The 15,455-nt window shown below is 60.2% G+C and carries 13 protein-coding genes; 6 read left to right on the top strand and 7 right to left on the bottom strand.

The annotated features are described in order from the left end of the window. The first annotated feature begins 237 nt into the window (after positions 1 to 237). Entirely contained in the window at positions 238 to 1,584 is a 1,347-nt protein-coding gene (locus tag AAAX35_RS01670) for an MATE family efflux transporter (protein WP_349116528.1), read from the top strand. Positions 1,585 to 1,670: 86 nt separating this feature from the next. On the opposite strand, the gene AAAX35_RS01665 is transcribed toward AAAX35_RS01670, so the two are convergent. The 6 genes from AAAX35_RS01665 to AAAX35_RS01640 all read right to left on the bottom strand — a co-directional run bounded on the left by AAAX35_RS01665 (position 1,671) and on the right by AAAX35_RS01640 (position 9,202). Next, positions 1,671 to 1,850 carry a hypothetical protein gene (locus tag AAAX35_RS01665; RefSeq protein ID WP_349116527.1) on the bottom strand — a complete coding sequence of 60 codons (180 nt, stop codon included), beginning with the start codon at positions 1,848 to 1,850 and terminating at the stop codon, positions 1,671 to 1,673. Further along, on the bottom strand, positions 1,850 to 4,078 hold the full coding sequence (ligA, locus tag AAAX35_RS01660) for an NAD-dependent DNA ligase LigA (RefSeq protein WP_349116525.1): 2,229 nt from the start codon (positions 4,076 to 4,078) through the stop codon (positions 1,850 to 1,852). The genes AAAX35_RS01665 and ligA overlap by 1 nt, the downstream gene beginning before the upstream one ends. Before the next feature lie 247 nt (positions 4,079 to 4,325). Beyond that, entirely contained in the window at positions 4,326 to 5,786 is a 1,461-nt protein-coding gene (locus AAAX35_RS01655) for a trypsin-like peptidase domain-containing protein (RefSeq protein WP_349116524.1), read from the bottom strand. 208 nt (positions 5,787 to 5,994) lie between these two features. After that, the gene (locus AAAX35_RS01650) at positions 5,995 to 6,657 is read right to left on the bottom strand and encodes a response regulator transcription factor (RefSeq protein ID WP_349116522.1); all 663 of its coding nucleotides are present in this window, start codon (positions 6,655 to 6,657) and stop codon (positions 5,995 to 5,997) included. A 50-nt stretch (positions 6,658 to 6,707) separates the two neighbouring features. Beyond that, entirely contained in the window at positions 6,708 to 8,045 is a 1,338-nt protein-coding gene (locus tag AAAX35_RS01645) for a glutamine synthetase family protein (protein ID WP_349116520.1), read from the bottom strand. Positions 8,046 to 8,179: 134 nt separating this feature from the next. Then, positions 8,180 to 9,202, bottom strand: coding sequence for a LacI family DNA-binding transcriptional regulator (locus tag AAAX35_RS01640; RefSeq protein WP_349116519.1), 1,023 nt, complete (start codon positions 9,200 to 9,202; stop codon positions 8,180 to 8,182). Between the two features lie 232 nt (positions 9,203 to 9,434). On the opposite strand from AAAX35_RS01640, the gene AAAX35_RS01635 reads away from it, so the two are divergent. Then, the gene (locus AAAX35_RS01635) at positions 9,435 to 10,469 is read left to right on the top strand and encodes a sugar kinase (RefSeq protein ID WP_349116518.1); all 1,035 of its coding nucleotides are present in this window, start codon (positions 9,435 to 9,437) and stop codon (positions 10,467 to 10,469) included. 254 nt (positions 10,470 to 10,723) lie between these two features. Continuing rightward, positions 10,724 to 11,365, top strand: coding sequence for a bifunctional 4-hydroxy-2-oxoglutarate aldolase/2-dehydro-3-deoxy-phosphogluconate aldolase (gene eda / locus AAAX35_RS01630; RefSeq protein ID WP_349116517.1), 642 nt, complete (start codon positions 10,724 to 10,726; stop codon positions 11,363 to 11,365). Positions 11,366 to 11,757: 392 nt separating this feature from the next. Here the strand turns inward: eda and AAAX35_RS01625 are convergent, their stop codons facing one another. Next, the gene (locus tag AAAX35_RS01625) at positions 11,758 to 12,450 is read right to left on the bottom strand and encodes a GntR family transcriptional regulator (RefSeq protein WP_195240517.1); all 693 of its coding nucleotides are present in this window, start codon (positions 12,448 to 12,450) and stop codon (positions 11,758 to 11,760) included. 488 nt (positions 12,451 to 12,938) lie between these two features. Between AAAX35_RS01625 and AAAX35_RS01620 the strand changes: the two genes are divergently transcribed. The 3 genes from AAAX35_RS01620 to AAAX35_RS01610 all read left to right on the top strand — a co-directional run bounded on the left by AAAX35_RS01620 (position 12,939) and on the right by AAAX35_RS01610 (position 15,427). Next, the gene (locus AAAX35_RS01620) at positions 12,939 to 13,619 is read left to right on the top strand and encodes a DUF6198 family protein (protein WP_349116516.1); all 681 of its coding nucleotides are present in this window, start codon (positions 12,939 to 12,941) and stop codon (positions 13,617 to 13,619) included. A 133-nt stretch (positions 13,620 to 13,752) separates the two neighbouring features. Next, a complete protein-coding gene (locus AAAX35_RS01615) occupies positions 13,753 to 14,844 on the top strand; it encodes an ATP-binding protein (RefSeq protein WP_349116515.1) in 1,092 nt (363 codons plus the stop codon). Between the two features lie 283 nt (positions 14,845 to 15,127). Then, positions 15,128 to 15,427, top strand: coding sequence for a transposase (locus AAAX35_RS01610; protein ID WP_229026336.1), 300 nt, complete (start codon positions 15,128 to 15,130; stop codon positions 15,425 to 15,427). Positions 15,428 to 15,455 lie beyond the last annotated feature (28 nt).

Below are 15,455 nucleotides of genomic sequence, written 5' to 3'. Positions count from 1 at the left end.
CGTTGTTCGCAAACGCACGTATTATTGCGCGCCGAATAATGGTGTCAAGTATTCCGAAATCGTTTTCTGCAAGGTTAGCGCCGGCAGCGAGTTCTCGTGATGTGTGTCCATATTCACTCGGAATAATGGTGCGCGAGACTTTTTCGCCCCACTGTCGACACAAACCTTGACTCTACAATCGTTGTAGGGTTTTCACTACACTGGTAGCTAAACGAACCCAGCCAGAAAGCCCCGCCCATGGAACACGACCTCACACGCGGCAATGTCCTTAAGACCATCGCGGTCTTTGCCCTGCCCTATATGCTCTCGTACTTTTTGCAGATGCTCTACGGCATGGCCGACCTGTACATGATGGGGCAGTTTAGCGGCGCTGCCGGCATCACCGCCGTGGCAAATGGCGCGCAGACGCTCTATATGATCACCGTGGCGCTCGTGGGCCTGGCCATGGGAACGACAGTCATTGTCGGCCACGCCGTGGGCTCGCGCCGCTTCGACCGCGCCGAGACCGCCATCGGCAACACCATCACGCTCTTTATGGGCGTCTCGGTGGTGCTGGCCGCCATCCTGCTTGCGCTGTGCCCGCAGATTGTGGCGCTCATTGGCACGCCGGCCGAGGCGGTCGAAGGCACCGCCGCCTACCTGCGCATCTGCTTTGTCGGCATTCCGTTTATCGCCGCATACAACATCCTCTCGGCCATTTTTCGCGGCCTGGGCGATTCGCGCTCGCCTATGTACGTGATTGGCGTGGCATGCATCATCAACATCGCGCTCGACTTTCTGTTTATCGGGCACATGGGGCTCGGCCCCGTGGGCGCGGCGCTCGGCACGGTGACCGCGCAGACGGCCAGCGTTGCCCTCGCGCTCGTGTGGCTCAAGAGCCGCCGCACGAACATCCACGTAAAGCGCAGCGACCTGCGTCCCCAGCCCGAGGTACTCGGCAGCATTCTTAAGATCGGCGTGCCCGTGGCCGTGCAGGACGGCTGTATCCAGGTGGCGTTTATGTTTATCACCGTCATCGCCAACCACCGAGGGCTCGTCGACGCCGCCGCCGTGGGCCTGGTCGAGAAGATGATCAGCTTTTTGTTCATTGTGCCGAGCTCCATGGGCGCCACCGTCAGCGCGCTCACGGCGCAGAATGCCGGCGCGGGCAAGGGCGACCGCGCGCGTCAGGTGCTCAAGGACGCCATGACGATCTCGGTAGTGTACGGCTGCCTGATCACGGTGCTGATGTGGCTGGTGGCGCCGGCGTTTATCGGCTTTTTTGCCAAGGACTCTGCGGTGGTCGCGGCCGGCACCGGCTATATGCGCAGCTATATTTTCGACGCGATTTTTGCCGGCATCCACATTTGCTTTAGCGGCTTTTTCGCTGCGTATGGCAAGAGCTACATCGGCTTTGCGCACAACGTGCTGGCCGTGGCGCTCATTCGCGTGCCGGGTGCGTGGCTGCTGTCGAACGCCTATTCCGACACGCTGTTTCCCATGGGCATCGCTTCGCCGTGCGGGTCGATTTTGTCGGCGGTCATCTGTGTTGTCGCGTTTACCGTGCTCAACCGGCGCGGGGCTTTTGACAAGCTGATGGCGTAGCGGGGCAACGCGAGATCGCCCTTATCGATGACATCATCAGCGACGACCCGGCGACCTACGTGACGCAAATCACGGTGCCCGTATCGCTAGGCTAGACCGAACCTCGTCTCTAGCTCGGTCAACGCCTCAAAAGCATCGCGAGACGCACCTGCCAAGCGCTCACGTTCCGCAATGCGAATTCGCGCCATCAGGTGCTCTTTTGCCTGCACTTGGTCGTGCTTCGTGCGCCCTTCCGCCTGTGAGCAATTACGATTCTCTATATCCATTACGCCTCCGGCACCTGACCAGTAGCCAAGATCTGCTCGAGTGCATCCTCGTCCAGCACGGGCACACCCAGCTGCTCGGCCTTGGTGAGCTTGGAGCCCGCTTTGGGACCGGCGACCAGGTAACTCGTCTTCTTTGACACACTGCCCGAAACCTTGGCACCGAGTACCTTGAGCGCCGCACCTGCCTCGTCGCGGGTGCGGTTGACGAGCGTGCCGGTGAGCACGAAGGTCAGACCCGCGAGCGGCTGTGCGTCGGCGAGCTCGCCCGCCACGCCAGCGTCGGCTGCGGCTTGCGCATGCGCGGCGCCCAGGTCGACCTCGAGCGAAAGGCCCGCTTGGCGCAGACGTTCCAGCACGGCAAGGTTTTCGGGCACGGCCAGGAACTGCTTGACGCTCGCCGCAATCTTGGGACCGATGCCCTCGCACTCGGCGATGTCCTCTTCGCTCGCCAAGATGAGCTTGTCAATCGACAGGAATCGCTCGGCGATGACCTCGCCCACGCTCTTGCCCACGTGACGGATGCCCAGGGCAAACAGCACGCGACCGAGCGGCTGGCTCTTGGACTTGTTGAGCTCGACAATGATTTTCTCAGCCGTCTTGAGGCCCACCGGAATGGGGTCGCCCTTCTTGACGCCCTTTTTGCTGTTGGAGCTGGCGTACACGCGGCCCGTGTCCAGGCCGGCGATGTCGTCGACCGTGAGCTGGTAGAAGTCCGCGACATCGTGGATCAGGCCGGCGGCGATCATCTTGTCGACGATCTCGTCGCCTAGGCCATCGACGTCCATGCAGCCGCGGCTCACCCAGTGAAGCAGGCGCTCCTTGAGCTGCGCGGGGCAGTCGATGGAGACGCAGCGGTAGGCAACCTCGCCGTCCTCGTGGACCACGGGGCTGCCGCACACGGGGCAGACCTCGGGCATGTGCCAGTCGACCGAATCGGCCGGGCGCTTGTCGAGCACCGGGCCCACGACCTCGGGGATCACGTCACCCGCCTTGTGCACGATGATGGTATCGCCCTCGCGCACGTTTTTTCGGCGGATCTCGTCGATGTTGTGCAGCGTAGCGCGCGCGATGGTGGAGCCGGCAACCGTCACCGGATCGAACTCGGCGACCGGCGTGAGCACGCCGGTGCGGCCCACCTGGATGCGAATTTCGCGCAGGACGGTCTGCTTTTCCTCGGGCGGGAACTTAAAGGCGATGGCCCAGCGCGGCGCGCGGGCGGTAAAGCCCAGGTCGAGCTGCTGCTGGAAGCTGTCGACCTTTACGACCACGCCGTCGATGTCGTAATCGAGGTCGCCGCGGTGCTCGAGCGCCTGGGCACAGAACTCGTGGACCTCGGCCGGCGTGGCGCAACGAGCCACGTTGGGGTTGACGCTAAAGCCGGCGTTGCGCAGCCAGTCGAGAAATTCGCGCTGGCTGTGAACGTGCAGCGGATCGGTATCGGCGATGGCATAGATAAAGGTGGCCAGATCGCGGCGCGCCGTGATCTTGGGGTCCTTTTGGCGCAGGCTGCCGGCGGCGGCGTTGCGCGGGTTGGCGAAGGGATCGCGCCCCTCGGCATCGGCCTCGTCGTTCAGGCGCACAAAGCTGCCCTTAGGCATGTAGACCTCGCCGCGTACCTCAATGGTGCGCTCGCGGTCGGCGCCCATGTGGGCGAGTGCCGGCTCGGACAGGTGCATGGGCACATCCTTGATGGTACGGACGTTGAGCGATACGTCCTCGCCCGTGGCGCCATCGCCACGTGTGGCCGCACGTACGAAGGTGCCGTTTTGGTAGGTAAGCGCCACACCCAGGCCGTCGATCTTAAGCTCGCAGGTATAGGTGACGCTGCCGGCACCGAGCACATCCTCGGCGCGCTGGAGCCACGCGTCGAGCTCGTCCAGATCCATGGCATCGTCCATGGAATACATGCGTGCCATGTGCGTGACCGGCGTAAACTGCTCGCTCACGTAGCCGCCCACGCGCTGGGTATAGCTGTCGGGCGTCACCAGGTCGGGGTAGGTCGCCTCGATTTCCTGCAGCTCAACAAGCATTTTGTCAAAGGCGGCGTCCGTGATCTCGGGCGCGTCGAGCATGTAGTAGCGATAGGCGTGGTAATCGAGCTCGTGGCGCAGCTCGGCCGCACGCGCTGCCGCCTGGGTACGGGCATCGGTCGGTACAGCGGCATCCGCGCTCGCGGGCGTTTCGGTATCGATGTCCACGCCGTCACCAAACAGGCTCGATTGCTCCATAGCGGCACTCCTTCGCTCGATTTCAAACGGATACTAGAGTACCACCGGTCACGATAGGGCCGAATAACCCTTTCGAACCGCACCGAATCGGCAGCCGACGGACCGGGGTGGATCGCGCGATCAAACCATGCTCTTATCAGCTTTAAATGATCCGTTTTCCTCCGTCCCCAACGGATCAATAAGAAAAGAGGGCTGTCCCACGTTGACGGGACAGCCCCTCTGGCTTCGATATGTGCGATACGGCCCGTTAGAAACCCTGACCGTAGCCTTGACCCTGGCCCTGCTGGCCCAGTAGCTCCTCCAGATACTGGCGCAGCTGCTCGTCGGTAATACCGCCGTTGCCGGTGTCGGTCGCGCTGTCGTCCTGCTGCTGGTTCTGCAACTCCTCGTCGGAGCCCAGCTCGACGGTGACCTTTTTCTCTTCCTTGCCACGAATGAGCGTGATCTCGACCTTCTCGCCCACCTCGTGGCTGCGCAGGGCGATGATCAGGCCATCGGCGCTCGTAATCTCGTCGTCGCCCAGCTTGGTAATGACATCGCCCTCCTGGATGCCGGCCTTGGCGGCAGGACCGTCCTCGACGACGCTTGCCACGTAGGCGCCGCTATCGGTGCTGAGCTTGTTGGTACGGGCATTGAGCGCATTGACGCTCGAAAGCGTAGCGCCCATGTACGGGTGCACCGGCGTCTTGCCGTCGATGATCTGGTCGGCAATGTTCTTGGCGTAGTTAACGGGAATAGCAAAGCCCACGCCCGAGCTGGAGCCCGAGTAGCTCTCGATGAGCGAGTTAATACCCACGAGCTCGCCGTTGTCGTTGACGAGCGCGCCGCCGGAGTTGCCCGGGTTGATGGCGGCATCGGTCTGAATCATGTTGGCGTAGATGGTGTTGCCGCTGGTAGAGCTCATGGCCGTGGAGCGATAGAGCGCCGACACGATGCCCGTGGAGACGGACTGCTCGTTGCCGAACGGCGAGCCGATCGCCATGACCCACTCGCCCACGTTGAGCTTGGAGGAATCACCAATCTCGATCGGCGTGAGCTTGGAGGCGTCAGCATCCTTGAGCTCGATGACGGCCAGGTCGCTCGAGGCGTCGTTGCCCACGAACTCAGCCTCGTAGGTGGTGCCGTCGTCCATGGTCACCACGTACTGGTCATAGCCATCGACCACGTGGTTGTTGGTGAGGATATGGCCCTCGGTATCGAGCACAACGCCCGAACCGACGCTGCCCGAGCTGTCCGACTCGTCAGCAGACTGCGAAAGCGAGCCATTCTGGCTACCGCTCGAAGTGGCGGTGATGGAAACGACGGAGGGCAGGGCCTTGGCAGAAACGGCCTCGGCAAGCGTGGTGTCCTCGGAGTCGATCGTAATCTTTTGCGTCGACGAACCCGAAGCACCCGCCGTCACGGCATTCTTTCCGCCGCCAATGTTGAGCGTGCCACTCATAATGAGCGCGATGACCAGCAGGGCGCCGCATGCGCAGCCGGCGAGCGCTGTAATGAAAATCGGCAGCTTTTTGGTCTTGGTCTTGACCACCGTGTGTTTGTTTACAACCTGCTGGCCGCCCAACGGCTTGCCGGTCTGCGTGTCGTAGGCCTGCACGTAGGGAATGTTGCTGCCGGCAGGCGTCGACTCCACCTGCACACGCGGCTGCTGCTGGGTCTCGCCAGCGTTGCCCGCATCCTGAGGACGCTGGGAATCGTTCTCGCTCATGGCTGCGATCCTTTCGTCAAATAACCAAAGGCCCGCCAAACATGTGGCGGGCCATCATTGTTCACGTTGAGTTGTACCCCAATATGCAGGTGCACGTGTATGAAAACGCAATCTTTTAGGAAGGCTTAAGTTCTTCTGCAAACCCGAAAGGAGCCCGCACCTGCGGCAAAACCACCACAAAGGTGCCTGCCCCCTTTGTGGTGGAAATCTAGTCCTTAAACAGATAGCCCACGCCGCGGACGGTGGTGATGTGTGCCGCGATCTGCGGGCCCACCTTGGAGCGGATGCGTCGAATGTGCACGTCGACGGTGCGCGTGCCGCCGCAGTACTCAAAGCCCCACACGCGGTGCAGCAGCACTTCGCGGCTGTAGGCACGGTTGGGGTGCGTCGCCAAAAAGCTCAGCAGCGAGTACTCCATCAGCGTCAGGTCGATGGGCTCATCATCGAGCGTCACCTGATAAGTAGCCAGGTTGATCTCGAGGTTATCGATGTTGAGCACATCGTCGGCGGTGACGGTCTCCTCCTCGCCCATCAGGCGCTGTGCGCGAGCCTTGAGCTCGTTGGGCGTCGCCGTGGGGCATACAAAGTCGGCATGCGCGTGGTTCGGCAGACGCAGGGTGCTAAGCGCCTCGTCGTCGACGATCACAAGCATGGGAACGCCGCCGCGGTCGTCGAGCCACTTGGCAATCTGATCGATGCGGTCGCTGCGGATGCCATCGGAATCGAGGATCAGCAGGTCAAAGTCGTGCGCCGCAGTCGGCGAATCGGGGGTTGCCAGGCTCACCTCGACACCCAAGGTGGTCGTCAAGCTGCGGGCAAACTCGTGGAAGCGCGTCGTGCGCGCCATGAACAGGGCACTCTTTTCGGACATATCGGCCTCCAAAGAAATGAGCTCAATCGTACTGGAACAAGCCAGCGCGATTAGGAGTTCGCCAGGTAGTGCTTGATCTCCCACTCGGTGATCGTAGACTCAAACTTATGCCACTCGTCGCGCTTCTTTTTGAGGAAGAAGCTGTGGATGTGTTCGCCGAGGGCATCCTTCATAAACTGCGAGTCCTCAAACACGTCGAGCGCCTCTTTGAGCGAGCGCGGCAGCGGCGTGTAGCCGGCCTCGACCATCTGACGGTCGGTAAGCTTGAGCGTCTCGGCCGTTGCCTCGGGCGGGAGTTCCAGCTTGCGCTCGATGCCGTCGAGACCAGCCGCCAGCGTGACGGCGTTGACCAGGTACGGGTTGGCCATGGGGTCGGGGCTACGAAGCTCGATGCGCGTGGACAGCTGCTTGCCGGGCTTGTAGACCGGAATACGGACCATGCTCGCGCGGTTGCGCAGACCCCACGTGGCGTACTGCGGCACGGAGTCGCCGCCCGTGGTGATGCGCTTGTACGAGTTGACCGTGGGGTTGGTGATGGCGCTGATCTCGCGGGCATGCGCCAAAATGCCGGCCATATAGTGCTTGGCGACGTCGGAGAGGTGGTACTTCTCGTCGTCCTCGCCCCAAAAGACGTTGTTGCCGTCGTGGTCGAATAGCGACTGGCACAGGAACATAGCACTGCCGTCCTCGCCTGCCAACGGCTTGGGCATAAAGGATGCGTGGCAGCCGCTCTCGTAAGCCTGCTGCTTAATGATGAGTTTGGCCGTGGTGACGGCGTCGGACATGCTCAGGGCCTCGGCGTGGCGCAGGCTCATGCCGTGCTGCGAGCGGCCGGCGGCGTGGAAGGTGTACTCCACGGGCACGGACATCTTCTCGAGCGTGAGGACCGTGTTGCGACGCAGGTCGCGAGCGGCATCGCTCACCGAAAGATCGAAGTAGCCCACGTTGTCGAGCGGCTCGGGGGTGTGCTCGTCGGGGAAGTAGTAATACTCCAGCTCGGCGCCCACGTTGAGCAGGTAGCCAGCCTTCTCGGCCTTATAGAACATGCGGCGCAACGCATCGCGCGGATCGCCGGCGAAGGGCTTGCGGTCGGGGGTGCACACATCGCAGAACACGCGGGCAACGCCGTTGTGGCTCGGACGCCACGGCAGAATCTGGAAGGTCGAAGCATCGGGAAACGCCAGCATGTCGGCTTCCTCGGGCGTGGCAAAGCCCTCGATGGCGGAGCCGTCAAAGCCAATACCCTCCTCAAAAGCGACCTCGAGGTCCTCGGGGCTAATGGCAAAGTTCTTGAGGCGGCCGAGAATGTCGACAAACCACAGACGCACAAAGCGGATGTCACGCTGCTCTACGGAGCGGAGTACGTAATCGATGTTCTGCTGGTTCATGTCGCTCCCCTTTCTTTCGGGCGGGTTTCGACTGGTCTATATCGCAGATACTATCGCAGAAAAATGTTTCCGCAGGGTTAAAGCGTATCAAGCGCTCAAAAAACGTGCGCGAACAGGCAGTTGCGAACGAGTGGCTAGCGCGAGGTCGAAGCGCGGTGTTCGATGTGGCCGGGGATCTCGATGCGTTTGGGCGCCAGCTTTGCGGCCTCGCCCACGGTGGTGGTAACGACGTCGATGCGCTCGGAAAGGCGCTCGACTACGCGCTCGGCAATGGTGAGGGTGTCCTGCGCGGCCGTGGTGACGCCGCCAAAGAGCACATGGTTCCAGGGGTAGTCGTCAAACGTCGCGATCTTGAGCCCCGCCGGCAGCGAGGGACCAAGCTGCGCCAGCGCCTCGGTCAAACGCAGGAAAACCAGGCCGTTGACGGCGATAAGGCCGAGCCTTTTGCCCGCGTAGTCGCGGATGGTCTTGTCCAAACGGCCAACGCCCGTGGCGCCACCGTCGGCCAGGGTGACGACCTCGCCCGCAAGGCCGCGGCGCGAAAGCTCGTCGGCAAAGGCCTCGGCGCGCTCTCGACGCACGGGACTGTCGTCGCTTGCCTCGGTGAGCAGGCACAGACGCTCGCTGCCCGCAGCTGCCAAGGCGTCTACCAAGCCGGCGACCAGCTCACGGTTGTTAGATGTCACCAGGTCAACACCGCCGTCGGCAACGTCGCGGTCGAGCAGCACGACGGGCAGACGTCCCGCTGCCGCGGCGATCGCCTTGTCGTTGCCTCCGCAGGTGTTGACGACCAGGCCGTCCACGCCGGCATCGATAAGTCTGGTGAGCGACTCCGCTTCCTTAGCGGGGTCGTTGCCGCTAATGGCCGTCATGAGCGAGCAGCCGCGCGCCGCGGCGCTGGCGGAAAGGCCCTCGAGCATGGCGCTCGAGAACGGGTTGGCGATGTCAGCCAGAATCACACCGATGAGGTTCGTACGCGAGCTGCGCAGATTGCGCGCGGCGGCACGTGGGCGATAGCCAGTGCGCTCGATAACTGCCGCGATGCGAGCACGGGTCTCCTCGGTCATTTGCCCGGGGCGGTTGTTGAGATAGCGCGAGACCGTGGCCGGGCTCACGCCCGCCTCGGCGGCAATGTCCTTGATTCTCATCTGCGCCATAGCGCACCCCGTTTCCCAATGTCGGCAGTCTGAGCCATTTTAGGCATTTTTTAAAAATCTCGGTTGCAAAACGCTGTAGGTGAGTATACTACAACTCGAAACGAAACCGATTTCGTAAACCGATTTCGGTGAGCGTTGGCACACAGGTGCAAAGACGCACCCTACCGTCTTGGCACCTGCGTGCCAACGCCATATCAAAGGTGTACGCACGAGTAAAAGGAGCTGCGCGACCATGGGTAAAACGGTTCTTACCTTCGGCGAGATCATGATGAGACTCTCACCCAAAGACCACCTGCGTATTGAGCAGGCAACCGAGTTTGACGTCCGCTACGGCGGCGCCGAGGCCAACACTGCGCTTTCCCTGGCCTACCAGGGCGACAAGGCCGCTTACGTCTCCGTTGTCCCGGCCAACCGTCTGGGCGAGTGCGCCCTGCGTTCGCTGAAGGCCTACGGCGTCGACACCACGCGCGTCGTGCGTCAGGGCGACCGCCTTGGCTCCTATGTGTTTGAGGTCGGTGCCTCGCAGCGCGGCAACGGTTGCGTCTACGACCGCAAGTACTCTGCCATCAACATGGCCAAGCGCGACGTCTTTGACTGGGACGAGATCCTCAAGGGCATCGATGTCTTCTATTTCTCCGGCGTGACCCCCGCCGTCTCCGATGAGATGGCCGCCGCCTGCAAGGATGCGCTCGCCGCCTGCCGCGCCAAGGGCATCACCACCGTGTGTGACGTGAACTATCGCGGCAAGATGTGGTCGCCCGAGAAGTCGCAGGCCACCATGAGGGAACTCCTGCCGCTCGTCGACATCTGCATCGCCAACGACGAGGATGCGCCTGCTGGCCTCGGTATGACCTGCGTCTCTGGCTCCCTTGCCCACGGCATAGAGGAGCGCGACACCTATGTCGAGATGGCCCGTCAGATCTGCGCCGAGTACGGCTGCAAGAAGGTCGCCTCGGTCGTCCGCAACATCTCCTGCGTCGAGCGCTCCATCTGGATGGGAATGCTCTTTGAGGCCGAGAGCGGCGAGCACTGGTTCTCCCCTGCTCACGACGTGCACGTACTCGAGGGCGTTGCCGCCGGCGACGCTTTCAACGCCGGCCTCGTCCATGCCCTCATCAACGACTTTGACCCGCAGGACGCTGTCAACTACGCGATTGCAGCCTCGATCCTCAAGCTCACTATCAAGGGCGATTCCAACTTGGTGACCGCAGACGAGATCGCAGCCGCGGCATCCGCCGCCGACGGTGGCACCCGCGTCGCCCGTTAATTCGTTCCCCATTCCGCGGGCCGCAGCTTTCCAATCCCATACCCCTGCGGCCCGCTCCCCGATTCCTCCGGCCGGGCAAAACCACCAGTCCCATTCCGGTTTTGCCTGGCATTCCCTACATGACTGGTCGAGCAGCCGGTTTTGGAATTGCTTGAACCCCAAGCAGTGCCTCCGATAACCAATCCAAAATCGGCTCCTGACCAGCACATTTGGCAATCACGCGCCCATGCGCGCCACACATCGAAAGGAACATCATGTTCGATCAGTTCTACACCACGCTTGAGTCCCTGGGCATCGTGCCGGTCGTTGTGCTCGACAAGGTCGAGGACGCCACTCCGCTCGCCCACGCCCTTATGGCAGCTGGCATGAAGTCCGCCGAGGTCACCTTCCGCACCGCCTGCGCCGCCGAGTGCATCGCCGCTATGGCCGAGGCCGAGCCCGAGATGTGCGTTGGCGCCGGCACTGTCCTGACCGTCGAGCAGGTTGAGCAGGCCCGCGCAGCCGGTGCCAAGTTCATCGTCTCCCCGGGTTACAACGAGGACGTCGTGAAGCACTGCATCGACATCGACCTGCCCGTCCTTCCCGGCACCGTGACCCCCTCCGAGGTCACCGCAGCCGAGAACCTGGGCCTCAAGGTCACCAAGTTCTTCCCCGCGGCTCAGTATGGCGGCCTCAACACCATCAAGGCCCTCGCTGCTCCGTTTGTCGGTCACCGCTTTATGCCTACCGGCGGCGTGAGCACCGCCAACGTCGAGGAGTACCTGAGCTCCTCCGCCATCATCGCCTGCGGTGGCACCTGGATGGTCAAGCCGGCCCTGTTTGCCGACGGCGACTTCTCCAAGGTCGAGCAGATCGCCCACGAGGCCATGGACGTCGTCAAGAAGGTCCGCGGCTAGGTTTAGCTCTCTATCGTGAGGGGGGGGCGTGCCCTACACCTCGCCCCCTTTCTTTTAAAGCGGCTCGGAAGCGCGCCGTTTCCGTCACGAACAAGAACCAAAACCGTCTTGTATGCTGATAGAACGTGACGGAAGCGACACGCCTCCAAGCCGCTTTGCCTACTCGGCTGGCCGTCGCGCTCAACTAAGCCACCTCGACAAAAGCCGAGCCACCAAAACAGCTGCGGCGCCGTCTGGAGGAATGGACCCTTGCTTCCGGTCTTTTCCTCCAAGCGGCGCCGCAGCTTTGTGCCCCGGTCACACCCCAACGCAGTTGCGGTGAAATAGGGACTGTTTGCGCCACCTAGGTCACAAAACAGTCCCTATTTCACCGCAACTTATATGGGGATTGATTAGATGAACGAGTCTTTGGACAGCTCAAAATAGTCGGGATGCAAGGCGATAACCGGACCTTGCTCTTCGGGCATCAGGTGCAGGTGCGTCTCTGCCAGATAGCTCGCCGCGTCGGTATCGCCCCTCTTAATGGCCTCGAGAATCCGGCGATGCTGCCGACGAATCGGCTCCCAATCCAAATCCTGCGACACCATACGCAACCAGTTATATCGCTCAAAATGCGTGTTGATGCTCTTCATCCAATCCCACAACATGTGACGACCGGCAATCTCAAAACATGTCTCATGGAACAGGTTATCCAGGTCAAAGAAACGGCGCGTTTCGCCATGGTCGAGCGACTCGGACTCGGTAAGAATCTGCTCAAGCCGCTGCTTTTGCTCGGGCGAGGCGGCCGAACAGCATTTAATTAGCACGCTTCTCTCGAGCTTCTCGCGCAAAAAGCAGGCGTTTTCGGCGCGTTCCATGCTGATCTTAGAGACGTAGGTGCCGCTTTTGGGACGCGTTTCCACCAGCTCCTGCTCACGCAAGCGCACAAAGGATTCGCGAATGGGCGTGCGCCCGATTCCCGTCTCCTTTTCCAGACCAATCGCCGAAAGACGCGTGCCGGGCCTGAGCTCGGCATAGATGATCTTGGAGCGCAATGCGTTGTACGCCTGGTCTTGCAGGCTCTGATAATGCTGGTGCTGTTCCATAAAGCCCTCGGATGAAGCTCACGGTTTGTCGAATTTCACCATGCAATACTATCGCATCCCCCGCCCCATCATAAGTTGCGGTGGAATAGTTCCTGTTCAAGGCCTTCAGCAGCAAAAACAGGAACTATTCCACCGCAACTACAGCCAACGAGTTGTTGCGATTAGGTGAACGTTCACCTTTTTATTGTTTTTCTCTTCGCAAATAAAATCCCGTGCGTATACTTAGGCTCAAACGAAACCGATTTCGTTGAGCGTGGGCAATAGGATGTTAAGACACACCCTACCATCTTGGCATCTTATCGCCCACGCAATGCCATTTGCTTTCTTCCCGTCTCGTTGGACCTTTAGTCCCATTCCGGCACAGCGAGACACTTCCTAGACGACTGACCGTGGGGCCGGCTTTTCTGCTTTTGCAGCAGTGCCTCCGATAACCCTCTTTTGCCGGCCCGGGTCAGCTTTTTCACACAACCGAAAGGACGGGTAGCAACATGCGACCGCTCATCATCATGCATGGCGAGAACATCGACTGGTGCCATACCGTCATTAGAATGCTGATGTATCTTGTGGGCGTTGCAGTACTGGCACTCGGTATGAGTCTCCAGACGGCATCCGGCCTGGGCGTCGCCGCGCTCACGTGCTTTGCCACAACCCTATCCATGCTCACTGGCAAGACGCTCGGCTTTTGGATCACCGCAACCTACGTCGCCTACATCGTGGCGCAATTAGCCATCTTGCGAAGCGAGTTCCAGCCGCGCATCCTGCTCGAGTTGTTCTTCTCAACGCTGATTGGCGGCTTGACCGACCTCTTCATAGCGGTCAACCCACTGCATCCCACGGCACTCCCCACACAGATTGCGACCATGCTGCTCTCCCTCGCTGTCACCGCATTTGACGTAAGTCTCGTCGTCAACATGGGCGTTGTCCCCAACGCGCCCGACGGCTTGGTGCAAGTCATTGCCGAAAAGCTTAAACGCCGCTTTGGTGACGTAAAAGTCGTGTTTGACTGCTCACATGTCGCCGCCTCGCTCGCGTTGTCGCTGATCCTTATGTACAACCTGGGCGGCTTTGGCGTCACGACCGCCATCTCGGCACTGTTCCTGGGCCATGTCATCAACGTCGCCAACAAGCTGTTCGCCCAGCGCTTTGTGCGCGCGGCATTCGGGAAATAGCACCACCGTAAGAACCCGCAAACAGCGCTATACGTTGCTATATCTCACTATACTTTGCTATATCTTGCTATACTTTGCTATATCTTGCTATACTTTGCTATATCTTGCTATATCTTGAGCAAAGGTGGCTCACATGCAAACAAACCCTTTTAAGCCCACAGCAGGTAAAACACCTCCCACGATTATCGGCCGCGAAGATGTACTTGAAGAATTCAGTGAAGGCCTCACCAACGGGCCTGGTGCCCCTGGGCGCCTAATGCGCATAGCCGGCGTCCGTGGAACGGGCAAGACGGTCCTCCTTGACGAGTGCTCACGTTTGGCGCAAAGCCGTGGCTGGACGGTCATAAAAGAGGTCGCAACCGAGGGACTTTGCCAGCGCATTCTCGAACAGCTGCAGCCCAAATTCCAGGCCAAACACGCCAGATTTGATCCCACCGTAGCTGGCATATCCATCGGCAGCATAGATATTGAGCGAATCGGCCCATCGCTACGCGACGCCATGAGACAGACAATAACCAAGAATGGAAATGGCCTGCTCATCACTCTCGACGAGGTTCAAGACGCAGAGCTCGATGAGGTCCGAACGCTCTCCATTGCGATTCAGCAGGTTATCGGCGAAGACCTTGATATCGCCTTTGTTTTTACTGGGCTGCCTTCGATGATTGAAAGAATCATCAACGGAAAGACACTTACGTTTTTGCGCCGTGCCCTCCCCTTTGATCTGAAGGCTGTGGCAGTAACCGAAGTGTCGTACTCCCTCGAGGAAACCATTGAAGCGTCTGGCATGGAGTTGCAGCCAGGTATTGCCGGCCAACTTGCCGAGGCAACGCAAGGCTATCCTTTCATGATCCAACTCGTTGGATACTACGCATGGCAGTTGGCAAGACGCGCACATACAGCGATTATTGGAGAAGAAGAAGCCGAGCGCGGCATTGCAACGGCACGCGAACGCTTCTGCGCCATGGTGATTGAGCCCGCGCTACAGCGCATTCCGCCCACGTGCATCGCTTATCTGCTGAGCATGGCATCTTTGGGGCAGACGAGCTCGACCAGCATGGTTGCCGATGCCCTAAACAAAACGCCTCAACAGGTGAGTTCCGTCCGCAGCCGCCTGTTAAGAGAATCGATTATCGAGGCTCCCTCGTACGGCAAGGTCTCATTTGCCATCCCCTACATGCGCGACTACCTCTACGAGCACAAAGCCGAACTGGAAGTTGAACTGTAGAAACGGCAACTGCCCTGCAAGACGAAAACCGTTTTCGTACGGATTAAAGCAGACGTAAACGATTTTCGTCTTGATTTGCGTACGGAATTAAGACGTAAATTGCGCTTTCGTACGCTTATTACCAGACGCAAATTGTTTTCGTCCGGCCATGCGTCCCCAATCTAGACGAAAAGAGCCCCGAGCTCGTATTGAACTGCATCCCAATTCTTGGACGGGCGCCGATGCCCTGATTGGAGTGGGTATGATGAATTGGACACCTAGTTAAGAGCGAAAGGTGTTCAAGATGACCCAAAGAAGAAAGCGATACGACAGGCAGTTCAAGGTCTCGGCGGCAAAGGTGGTCCTGTCCGGGGAAATGACGGTCAAAGGCCTATCGGAGGAACTCGGCATAAAGGATTCGACGCTGAGAAGATGGGCCCGCGAATACGAGGAGATGGGAGACGGCGCGTTCCCCGGAAACGGCTCCCCGAAGATCAACAAGGACTACGAGATCGTGAAGCTCAAGAAGAAGGTCGAGGAGCTCGAGCGCGAGAACGAGATACTAAAAAATTTCCGGGCCTTCTTGAGTCAAGACCATGCGTGAGGTTCGAGTTCCTCAAAGAGCATAGGGG

The organism is Collinsella sp. CLA-ER-H11 (genome assembly GCF_040092445.1).
GTDB lineage: Bacteria > Actinomycetota > Coriobacteriia > Coriobacteriales > Coriobacteriaceae > Collinsella.
The sequence above is the reverse complement of the archived record's forward strand: the minus strand, read 5'-3'. Positions and strand labels throughout refer to the sequence as shown.

Bases quoted from the DNA above. Each gene is read 5' to 3' on its own strand.
- ligA (WP_349116525.1), bottom strand. From the start codon at position 4,078: ATGGAGCAATCGAGCCTGTTTGGTGACGGCGTGGACATCGATACCGAA.
- AAAX35_RS01610 (WP_229026336.1), top strand. From the start codon at position 15,128: ATGACCCAAAGAAGAAAGCGATACGACAGGCAGTTCAAGGTCTCGGCG.
- AAAX35_RS01655 (WP_349116524.1), bottom strand. From the start codon at position 5,786: ATGAGCGAGAACGATTCCCAGCGTCCTCAGGATGCGGGCAACGCTGGC.
- AAAX35_RS01650 (WP_349116522.1), bottom strand. From the start codon at position 6,657: ATGTCCGAAAAGAGTGCCCTGTTCATGGCGCGCACGACGCGCTTCCAC.
- AAAX35_RS01635 (WP_349116518.1), top strand. From the start codon at position 9,435: ATGGGTAAAACGGTTCTTACCTTCGGCGAGATCATGATGAGACTCTCA.
- AAAX35_RS01665 (WP_349116527.1), bottom strand. From the start codon at position 1,850: ATGGATATAGAGAATCGTAATTGCTCACAGGCGGAAGGGCGCACGAAG.
- AAAX35_RS01645 (WP_349116520.1), bottom strand. From the start codon at position 8,045: ATGAACCAGCAGAACATCGATTACGTACTCCGCTCCGTAGAGCAGCGT.
- eda (WP_349116517.1), top strand. From the start codon at position 10,724: ATGTTCGATCAGTTCTACACCACGCTTGAGTCCCTGGGCATCGTGCCG.
- AAAX35_RS01640 (WP_349116519.1), bottom strand. From the start codon at position 9,202: ATGGCGCAGATGAGAATCAAGGACATTGCCGCCGAGGCGGGCGTGAGC.
- AAAX35_RS01615 (WP_349116515.1), top strand. From the start codon at position 13,753: ATGCAAACAAACCCTTTTAAGCCCACAGCAGGTAAAACACCTCCCACG.
- AAAX35_RS01620 (WP_349116516.1), top strand. From the start codon at position 12,939: ATGCGACCGCTCATCATCATGCATGGCGAGAACATCGACTGGTGCCAT.
- AAAX35_RS01670 (WP_349116528.1), top strand. From the start codon at position 238: ATGGAACACGACCTCACACGCGGCAATGTCCTTAAGACCATCGCGGTC.
- AAAX35_RS01625 (WP_195240517.1), bottom strand. From the start codon at position 12,450: ATGGAACAGCACCAGCATTATCAGAGCCTGCAAGACCAGGCGTACAAC.